Origin of the sequence: uncultured Alistipes sp., assembly GCF_902388705.1 — a bacterium.
GTDB lineage: Bacteria > Bacteroidota > Bacteroidia > Bacteroidales > Rikenellaceae > Alistipes.
The window spans coordinates 1-9480 of record NZ_CABMQJ010000066.1; the positions used below are offsets into that span (position 1 = coordinate 1).

The 9480-nt window shown below is 59.8% G+C and carries 5 protein-coding genes, 1 tRNA gene and 1 pseudogene; 5 read left to right on the top strand and 2 right to left on the bottom strand.

The window, feature by feature from the left end:
• Window positions 1-505 precede the first annotated feature (505 nt).
• Window positions 506-2350, top strand: a complete 1845-nt coding sequence (locus QZT71_RS10910) for a 2-oxoacid:acceptor oxidoreductase subunit alpha (RefSeq protein WP_295916035.1) — start codon at window positions 506-508, stop codon at window positions 2348-2350.
• Between the two features lie 4 nt (window positions 2351-2354).
• Complete coding sequence (locus QZT71_RS10915; protein WP_295916037.1) at window positions 2355-3386, top strand: 2-oxoacid:ferredoxin oxidoreductase subunit beta; 1032 nt, start codon at window positions 2355-2357, stop codon at window positions 3384-3386.
• Window positions 3387-3624: 238 nt separating this feature from the next.
• On the opposite strand, the gene QZT71_RS10920 is transcribed toward QZT71_RS10915, so the two are convergent.
• Window positions 3625-3984, bottom strand: a complete 360-nt coding sequence (locus QZT71_RS10920) for a thioredoxin domain-containing protein (RefSeq protein ID WP_295916038.1) — start codon at window positions 3982-3984, stop codon at window positions 3625-3627.
• A gap of 319 nt (window positions 3985-4303) precedes the next feature.
• On the opposite strand from QZT71_RS10920, the gene QZT71_RS10925 reads away from it, so the two are divergent.
• Window positions 4304-4377: transfer RNA gene (locus QZT71_RS10925), tRNA-Ala, on the top strand.
• 196 nt (window positions 4378-4573) lie between these two features.
• On the top strand, window positions 4574-5317 hold the full coding sequence (locus QZT71_RS10930) for a GntR family transcriptional regulator (protein ID WP_295916040.1): 744 nt from the start codon (window positions 4574-4576) through the stop codon (window positions 5315-5317).
• Window positions 5318-5820: 503 nt separating this feature from the next.
• Here QZT71_RS10930 and QZT71_RS10935 read toward each other — a convergent pair.
• Window positions 5821-9009 (bottom strand): GH92 family glycosyl hydrolase, encoded by a 3189-nt coding sequence (locus QZT71_RS10935; RefSeq protein WP_295916043.1) that lies wholly within the window; start codon window positions 9007-9009, stop codon window positions 5821-5823.
• 163 nt (window positions 9010-9172) lie between these two features.
• Between QZT71_RS10935 and QZT71_RS10940 the strand changes: the two are divergent.
• Window positions 9173-9480, top strand: a pseudogene (locus QZT71_RS10940) (glycoside hydrolase family 92 protein); the annotation flags it as partial.

A 9480-nucleotide genomic window follows, 5' to 3' on the forward strand; every position in this document is an offset into this window, starting at 1 on the left:
CCCTACCTGCCGCCCCCCCCCCCCGTGCGACACCCCACGCCTGACAACAACTCCGGCTCTTTCCTCGGACTTCCACCCCCCCCTGCCCGGCACACCCGAAGTCATCCCGCACACCCCCTGCCCGGCACACCCGACCTATCCCGCGCCTTTTCCACACCCCGTCTGCACACCTGCCATCTCCACACGCCCCCTCCGGCACACCCGTCATATCGCCCCGGGCAAACTGCATCGTCCGCCCGCACTGCGGAAGCGGAGGATATTCGCAAAAATTTTAATAAAATATTAAAAAATTTACCGGTTTCATACAGTCGCCCGAACCGCCCGGTTTTCCGGCAACCGGAAGCAAAAAACGGCCGCGGGATAAGATATTGTCACCTAAAACCGAAACAGGGAGCAAAGAAGATCAGCCGCGGCGGCCGAAAAATCCCATCCGCTGTGAACAATCTAACAATAAATTTATATATTTGCGATATTGTTTTCAAACCCCACTAATCCGAAACAAGACATGGACAAAACCAATGTACGGGAACTGCAGGACGTCGTGATTCGCTTTTCGGGCGATTCGGGCGACGGCATGCAGCTGACGGGCACCCTCTTTTCAGACACCTCGGCCCTGCTCGGCAACGGCATCTCGACGTTCCCCGACTACCCCGCCGAGATCCGCGCACCGCAGGGGACTGTGGCGGGCGTGTCAGGATTCCAGGTACACTTCGGCAGCCACCGGGAGCTCAACCCCGGCGATTACTGCGACGTGCTGGTGGCGATGAACCCCGCCGCACTGAAAGCCAACCGCAAATGGCTCAAGCAGGGAGCCACGGTTATCCTCGACGGCGATTCGCTCACCGAGGAGCACCTCAGCAAAGCGGGATTCGCGACACTCGACCCGATTGCCGAGCTGCAGCTCGACGAGTACAACGTCGTCATTCCCGACATCACCTCGATGACGCGCGAGGCGCTCAAGCAGACGGGCCTCGACAACAAGGCCGTCGTCAAATGCAAGAACATGTTCGCCCTGGGCATCTGTTTCTACCTCTTCGACCGCCCGGAGGCCTACGCATACAAATACCTCGAAACCAAGTTCGCGAAGAAAAACCCCGCCGTAGCCGAAGCCAACAAGCTGGCCATCGACGCCGGATACAACTACGCAGCCAATACGCACCAGTTCGCCAACACCTACACCGTGGCCCCGGCCCCGCTCGAGAAGGGCACCTACCGCTCCATCAGCGGCAACGTCGCCACGGCCTGGGGACTGTGCGCCGCCGCCGAGAAAGCCGGGCTTCCGCTCTTCTGCGGATCGTATCCGATCACCCCGGCCACGGTCATCCTCGAAGAGCTGGCCAAGCGCAAGGACCTCGGCGTAAAGACCGTGCAGGCCGAGGACGAAATCGCCGGCATCTGCACCGCCATCGGCGCCGCTTTCGCGGGTAATTTCGCCGTGACGACCACCTCGGGCCCCGGCCTGTCGCTCAAGAGCGAGGCGCTGGGACTGGCCGTGATGACCGAACTTCCGCTGGTGGTGGTCGACGTACAGCGCGGCGGTCCCTCGACGGGACTTCCGACCAAGACCGAGCAGAGCGATTTGGCGCAGGCGCTCTACGGCCGCAACGGCGAGTGCCCCGTCATCGTCGTGGCGGCATCGTCGCCCAGCGACTGTTTCCACTACGCCTTCGAGGCCGGACGGCTGGCCATGGAGCACATGACGCCCGTCATCCTGCTCACCGACGGATTCATCGCCAACGGCTCCGAACCGTGGCGCATTCCCGCGATGAAGGATTACCCGGCCATCGTCCCGCCGATTGTCGACCAGGCCCCCGAGGGCGGCTTCATGCCCTACGTCCGCAACGAGAAACTGGCCCGCGGCTGGGCGTTCCCCGGCAAGGTGGGCCTCGAGCACCGCGTGGGCGGCCTCGAAAAGGACTGCGTCAAAGGCTGCATCTCGCACGACCCCGCCAACCACCAGAAGATGGTTTCGACCCGCGCCGCCAAGGTGGCGAAAGCCGCCGAGGACATCCCCGCACAGACCGTCTGGGGCGACCCGGAGGGCGATTTGCTCGTCGTGGGCTGGGGCGGTACGCGCGGCCACCTGCAAAACGCCGTCGACCAGATGCGCGCCGAGGGCAAACGCGTGTCGCTGTGCCATTTCAACTACATCAACCCGCTGCCGCAGGGCGTGCGCGAGATATTCTCGAAGTTCCGCCGGATCGTCGTCTGCGAGCTGAACGAAGGACAGTTCGCCAACTACCTGCGCCAGACCATGCAGGAGTTCCGCTACGAACAATACAACAAGTGCGAGGGCCTGCCTTTCACGGTCGTCGAACTTTGCCGAAGATTCGAATCCTTATTGAAGTAACGCCATGGCAGAATACAAATACACCCCCGCAGATTTCAAAAGCGACCAGGAGGTACGCTGGTGCCCCGGATGCGGCGACCACGCCATCCTGAACGCCGTGCAGCGTGCGCTGCCCGAAATCGCCGACGCGACCGACACCCCCCACAACCTCTTCACGTTCGTGTCGGGCATCGGCTGTTCGTCGCGCTTCATCTATTACATGAAAACCTACGGTTTCCACTCGGTGCACGGCCGCGCCAACGCCGTGGCCACAGGCGTCAAGGTCGCCAACCCGCGGCTCAACGTCTGGGTCACCACGGGCGACGGCGACTCGCTGGCCATCGGCGGCAACCACTTCATCCACGCCATCCGCCGCAACGTCGATTTGAACGTCATCCTCTTCAACAACGAGATTTACGGCCTCACCAAAGGCCAGTACTCCCCCACCTCGAAGCTGGGCAAAATCACCAAGACCTCGCCCTACGGCACGGTCGAGAAGCCGTTCAACCCCGGCGAGCTGGTCATCGGCGCCAAAGGCACGTTCTTCGCCCGCTCGGTCGACATGGATGTGCAGCTTTCGAAAGAGTGCATGGTGGCCGCAGCGATGCACAAGGGCATGTCGGTGATCGAAGTGCTGCAGAACTGCGTGATTTTCAACGATAAGACCCACGCCGATTTCGCCGCCGACAAGGCTACGCGCGCCGAGCGCACCGTCACGCTGCGCCACGGCGAGAAGATGCTGTTCGGGGCTAACCGGGACAAAGGCATCGTCTTCGAGAACATGAAACTCAAGGTGGTGACCGTCGGACAGGACGGCTACACGCTCGACGACGTGCTGACGCACGACGCGCACGAGAGCGACACGACGCTGCACTCGATGCTGGCGGCCATGAAATACCCCGACTACCCCGTCGCCGTAGGCGTAATCCGCGCCGTCGAAGACGCCACGGTCTACGACCGCGAGGTCGCCCGGCAGGTCGAGCAGGTCAAGGCGCAGAGCAAAATACATTCGGTGGACGAGTTGCTGCACTCGGGCGCCACATGGGAGATCGGATAGCGCCGGAAATACCGCGCGCCGCCCCGCAAAAGGCCGGAATATTCCGGGGGGGGGCGGCAAAAAAAACGCAACGCAAACGGCTCCGGTACCGCAAGGGTACCGGAGCCGTTTCTTTTGCATGCCGGCGGAATCCGTATACGCTGCCGGCCCGGCGTACGCTATGCTCCGGCAGGAGCATGGCGCCAACAGGAATTTCCGCATGGAATCGTCGCTTTCCGGCCGTTCAGGGACGCCGGCTCTATTGCTTGAGCAGCGTGGCGTCGATGATTTCACGCATCTGCGCAATATCCATCGCTCCGTTCGCATGCCGGGGCTCGCCTTGCGTCGGGATAAACAGGAACGTCGGGATGCTGCGCACGTTGAACAGCGCCGCGAGCCGGCGCTCCTTGTCCACATCCACTTTATAGACGCGCAGCCGGCCGGCATACGCCCCGGCGATTTCCTCCATGATCGGCGCCATCGTCTTGCAGGGGCCGCACCACGTGGCGTAAAAATCGATTACCGCGGGCAGCTCGCCCTCGTATTTCCACTCGGAATTCTTCGTGTAGTCGTAAATCTGCTCGCGGAACTCCGCGGTCGTCAATTCGATTGCTTTCATAGGCTGTCGTTTTTCGGTTTCGGAAAGTTCCTGTGCCGTCGCGGCCGAGCCGAACAACAGTACCGTCGCCATTCCGATCAGTGATTTTTTGCATGTTTTCATATCTTCGGTTATCTGTAATGCAAAGATCGGGGTTTTTCGCGCCGCAACCGATGGCCGGACTGCCGGATGTATTGGCCATACTTCCCGCCGTGAACCCGCACGACATATCCCGAACGGCCCTACGGGCAGATTTTCCGGCAAAATTTCACTTTCACCGATTTTTTTCAGGATGTAAATTGCAGAAATAAAAAAATCCGATTATCTTTGCACCCACAACGGGGGATTAGCTCAGTTGGCTAGAGCGCTTGCATGGCATGCAAGAGGTCACGAGTTCGACTCTCGTATTCTCCACCCTTGTAAACAAGGAGTTGCACGACACGGCAACTCCTTGTTTTTTCATATGCACACGGTTTGCACACAACTACAAAAACAGGCAAAAAAATCCCGCCTCCGAATCGCTCGGACGCCTCCATTATTCTGAACATATCGTTTGATTATTCAGATATTTTCCGTTTATTTGCATGAACATATAAAAGTTTATCAATACATGACGAGCACGATAAAATTATCCCTCGATCCCAATTCTTCCAAACCGCTGCACCAGCAGGCCGAAGACCTGCTGCGCCGGATGATTCAGCAGGAGGAATATCGCAAAGGCAAATTGTTCCCCAACGAAGTGGAGCTCTCGAAAGAGCTGAATATTTCGCGCAACACCCTGCGGCAGGCCATCAACAAGCTGGTATTCGAGGGACTGCTCGTGCGCAAAAAGGGATACGGCACGACCGTGGCGCCCCAGAACGTCATGAGCAATGCCCGCAACTGGATGAGTTTTTCGCAGGAAATGCATGCACAGGGCATGGTGGTGCAGAATTTCGAACTGCACATCAGCCGCAAGGCAGCCCCGCAGGAAGCCATCGAATTCCTCGGCGCCCCGGAGGGGGCCAGGCTGCTTTGCCTGGAGCGCCTGCGCGGACGTCCGAACCTGCCGTTCGTCTATTTCATTTCCTACTTCAACCCCGCTATCCCGATGACCGGGGAGGAAGACATGTCCGTTCCGCTCTACGAAAACCTCAGCAAGAACTACGGCATTGTGGTCAAAACCTCGCGCGAAATGATTTGCGCCCGGAGTGCAAGCGCGGAGCTGGCCGAGAAACTCGACATCGGCGAAGGGGCCCCGCTCCTCGTACGCAAACGTTTCGTGCTGGATGTGAACGACATGCCCGTCGAATACAACATCGGGTATTACCGCGCCGACAGTTTCACCTACTCCATCGAGTTCATCAACGACTGATAAAACCGTCCCCGGAAAACAGCCGTCGGGGTTCAGCTACCACCCCAGCAACAGCCAGCCACACCGGGGAACAGCCGCCTACACCAGTGAACAATCACCCCAGTAGCAGTCCCCCGGTGAACAAGCACCCGGAAAACAGCCGCCCGCGGCATTCCGCTCCCGCCGGGCATCCGGCGAAACAGCAAAACAACAAAACAGCAGGACGGCAAAACCGCACACCCGTACTTGCCGCCCTGCACAAAGGGCTGTAAACAGGCCGGCAGCCTGCACAAAAGGAGATTAGACAGCAAAGCCGGCACAGCATCCCCGACGCTCCCGCACATAAGTCCAGGGCCCCCGAGCAAAGCGGCTGCACGAAACAGAGCTTCAACCGAGAGCCGGGGACGACCGGGACGCAACAAAAGGAAGCAAACTGCCCGGACAAACCGTTCCGACGGCATCCGACATACGAAAAGCAGCGGCACCCAAAAAGGTGCCGCTGCTTCCTGTTTTAGGCTGCATATCTATTCCACGCCCCACCGCACATTGGGTTCGGGCCCCATTTCGAGGACGAGCTCCCCGCCCTTGAGCAGTTCCGACGCCGGAAATGAAAACGAATCGAGCCTTTTTCCGTTGAGTTCGGCGCCCTGCACGTAAATATTCCTGCGCGATGCGTTCTTTGCCCGAATCGTAAAACTCCGGCCCCGGCCGTAACGCTCTCCCAGGTCGATTGTCACCTCTTCGAAGATCGGGCTGGCGATTTCGTAAACCGGTTCCGTACGGCATCCGCCGTCGGTCTGGAACAGGCCGAGCGAGGTCATGATCGCCCAGGCGCTCATCTGTCCCTGATCCTCGTCGCCGAGGTAGGCGTTGGCAATGCCGTAACCGTAGTAACGGTCCAGGATCGAGCGGCTCCAGCGTTGGGTGTTCCACGGCGTGCCGGCGTAGTTGAACAGGAATGCGAAGTGCATCGATTGCTGGTTTCCCTGCACAACGGGATGGTCCCAGTATTGGTCGTTTGGGGCGTTGTAGCGCCACGCTTCGTCCTGATTGAAGCCCCAGAGCAGACGGTCGGTGAAGCGCTGCCTGCCGATTTTTTCGACCAGCGCCGGGACGTCCTGCGGCACGAAGAAGGTGAGCTGCCATGCGTTACCCTCGACGTAGTGCCGGTTGGCGCCGCTGCGGAAGGGATCGAAGTTTTCGAGCCATTGGCCCTTGCTGTCGCGCATGTGGCAGTATCCCTCGTCGCTGATGACATTGCGCCACCACGTTCCGCGGTCGTCGAAAACACGGTGAATATCCTCCTCCCCGAGCGACTTGGCGAGCTGCCCCACCGTCCAATCGTCGAAAGCGTATTCCATCGTATTCGAGAAACGCCCCTTGTCGTAGGGAACATACCCATGTTCCATATAGGCGGTCAGGTCGCGGTTGCCGGCGAAGCCCTTGTATACTTTCTGCGCCGGCGTGGTCTGCATCTTGACCGAGGCTTCGAGCGCCTTGCGGGCATCGAAGTCGCGGATTCCCATCTGCCATGCGCTGACAATCAGCGGTATTTCGTGTTCGCCGACCATTACGGGAATGTAGTTCATGCCTGCGGGGCCTTTTGCCAGCCAGCCGTTGGCCTCGTACATCGCCAGCTGCGAATTGACCCAGCGGCTGCTCCATTCCGGCGTCACGAGGTTCCAGAACTGGTTCAGGTTCCAGAATGTATTCCAGAAGGCATCGCAGCCCAGCATGACCTCTTTCGACGGATCGGCCACGGTGCGCACGTTGCCGTCGGTCGAGACCCACTGGCCGTTTACGTCGCTCCATATGTTGCGGCTGCAGAGCGCACGGTACATGTTGTTGTAGAAGCGTACCTTTTCGAGCCGATCGTCTGTCTTCACCTTCAGGCGGCCGAACAGGTCGTTCCATGTATCCGCCTGATTCCGGCGCACGGCCTCGAAATCCCAGCCGAAAGGTTCGGAGACTTCGGCCGCGAGGTTTTGTGCGGCGTTTTCGACACTGACCAGCGAGATGCCCGAACGCACCTGCACGACGGGATGCTGCACGGGATCGAATTCGGCGAACAGGCCTGCGTATTTGCAGGGCCCGCTGACGAGTTCCCGGATGTCGTTGGCGACGGTGTCGTCCTTCCAGCTGCCTAACCGGAGAATCGGCCGGTCGAATTCGACGACGAAGTGCAGTACGTAGTCCTGATCGGCGTCGTGGCTCCATACGCCCGGCGAGAACTGGCGGCACGAACCTTCGATGCGGCGGTCTCCGACCTGCTTCACCGTGACGTTTTTGAGTCGGATGCCGTACTCGGTTTGGGGATGCAGCTCGAGCAGTATACGGCCCGTGCCGCGGTCTGCCGGAAAGGTGAAACGCTCGAATCCGCAGCGCATCGTGGCAGTCACTTCGGCCTTGATGCCGTAGTCGGTCAGGTCGGCGCTGTAATAGCCGATGTCGGCCCGCTCGGTACGTTTGTCGATGCGCGAACGATAGCCTTCGTCGGGTTTCTGCTCGTCGCCGACGCGGGTTTTCAGTTCGCCGTTGGCCGCCATGACACCCAGTCCGCCGAGCGTCCACTCGTGGATGTGGCTGAAACAGCCGATATTCTCGAACGAGGGCTGGTAACCGGCCTGCCATCCCGTATTCTGGTTGTCGGGACTCATCTTGACCATGCCGAACGGCATCCATGGCCCCGGCGCGATCATCCAGCGCGAATGGGCCGTGCCGATGCGCGTGTCCACGTAATCGGCCGGCGTCTGAAGCTCCTGCGGCATGCGTACGACGCTGCCCTGTGCTATTTCACGGCCGTCGCAGAGAATCCGGTAAACGCTCTTTTTGGCTTTCTTCACCCGGGGCATCGGTGCTTCGAACTGATAGCGGCCCGTTTCGATGCGCTGGTTCAGTATCTCCCTGCCGTCGAGTTCGACGCACAAATCCGGACTGCCGGCGAGCCACTCCACGTCGACCAGCAGCGGCTGGACGCGTTTTTTACCGTCGGCCAGTTCGTAGGGCGCCGCCTCGACGCCGCGCACGAAAAATTTATCGGGACGCACCGTTTTCAACCGAACGTCCCCCGTCAGGGCGACCCGGTCGAACATTATCCAGGAGCCTTCGAGTACGGTAATCGTCACCTCGTTGCCGCCTTTGCGGAGCACGTCCGCCCGCAGCGGGATTTCCAACCTGCGGGGCGTCGCTTTGGCGAGGTTGCCCTTGAGTGACAGCGTATCGGCGCTTTTCTCCATCTGGCTGGGCTTGCGCTGCGTACGTATATCGCACCCGGGGGCGTCGAGCTGGAACTTGGCATCCTGCGTATTGACCGAAACCTTTACCAGCGGCAGGAAGTCTTTGGCGTAATCGAGCAGATCGACGACGAGCGTGTACGTCCCCCCGGAGGGGTTCTCCTCCAGCCCGAAGAGGATGTTGACCTGATGCGTACGCCAGCCCGATGTGGGCCATGTGCCGCCCCATGTATCCACAGGCCCGGGCAGCACATAGGGGAAATCGGCCGCGGGATTGGAACGGCCCACCAGATAGAATTTATCCTCATACCCGAAATCGGCCGCCAGGAAGTCGCGGAAGCGATCCGGGGCCAGTGCGAATTCGGCGGGCGTGCCGTCGGCCTCGCCGATACTCCAGACAACCTCCGGCACCGGCCGTGCCGCAAGCCCCGCGGCAAAAAGACAGGCTGTGGCTGCAGCAATCGTTTTTCTTTTTATCATACACAATCGGATTAGCAGAGGGACACACATGTCCATACAATTATGGCGAAAAATAAACATTCTGGATTAAAATACCAAACATACGGAGCGATTTATTTGCATTTATCGACGAAATGCACTATTTTAGTCGGGACAAAACAGTTATTTGTATAAACATATACCGATGAAGAAAAAACTACTGCTCCTGCTTTGCATCGCCGGCTGCCGGCTCCCGGCGGCGGGCGGCACCTACAACATCGCCCCGCGGGCACGCGCCACGGCCTCGTCGTCGCTCAATGCCCAATGCGGCGCCACGAAAGTCAACGACGGCCTTATCCGCCTCGACAATGCGGGCGAATGGGTGTCGGATGCCGTAATGCCCTACTGGGAAAAACTCGACTTCCCCTGGATACGGCTCGACTGGGACGAGGAGGTCACCCTCGCACGCATCCTCCTCTACGACCGTCCCACGCCGGAAGCCCACACGGCGGG

Coding starts and splice junctions, on each gene's coding strand:
- QZT71_RS10910 (WP_295916035.1), top strand. CDS start 506: ATGGACAAAACCAATGTACGGGAACTGCAGGACGTCGTGATTCGCTTT.
- QZT71_RS10915 (WP_295916037.1), top strand. CDS start 2,355: ATGGCAGAATACAAATACACCCCCGCAGATTTCAAAAGCGACCAGGAG.
- QZT71_RS10920 (WP_295916038.1), bottom strand. CDS start 3,984: ATGAAAGCAATCGAATTGACGACCGCGGAGTTCCGCGAGCAGATTTAC.
- QZT71_RS10930 (WP_295916040.1), top strand. CDS start 4,574: ATGACGAGCACGATAAAATTATCCCTCGATCCCAATTCTTCCAAACCG.
- QZT71_RS10935 (WP_295916043.1), bottom strand. CDS start 9,009: ATGATAAAAAGAAAAACGATTGCTGCAGCCACAGCCTGTCTTTTTGCC.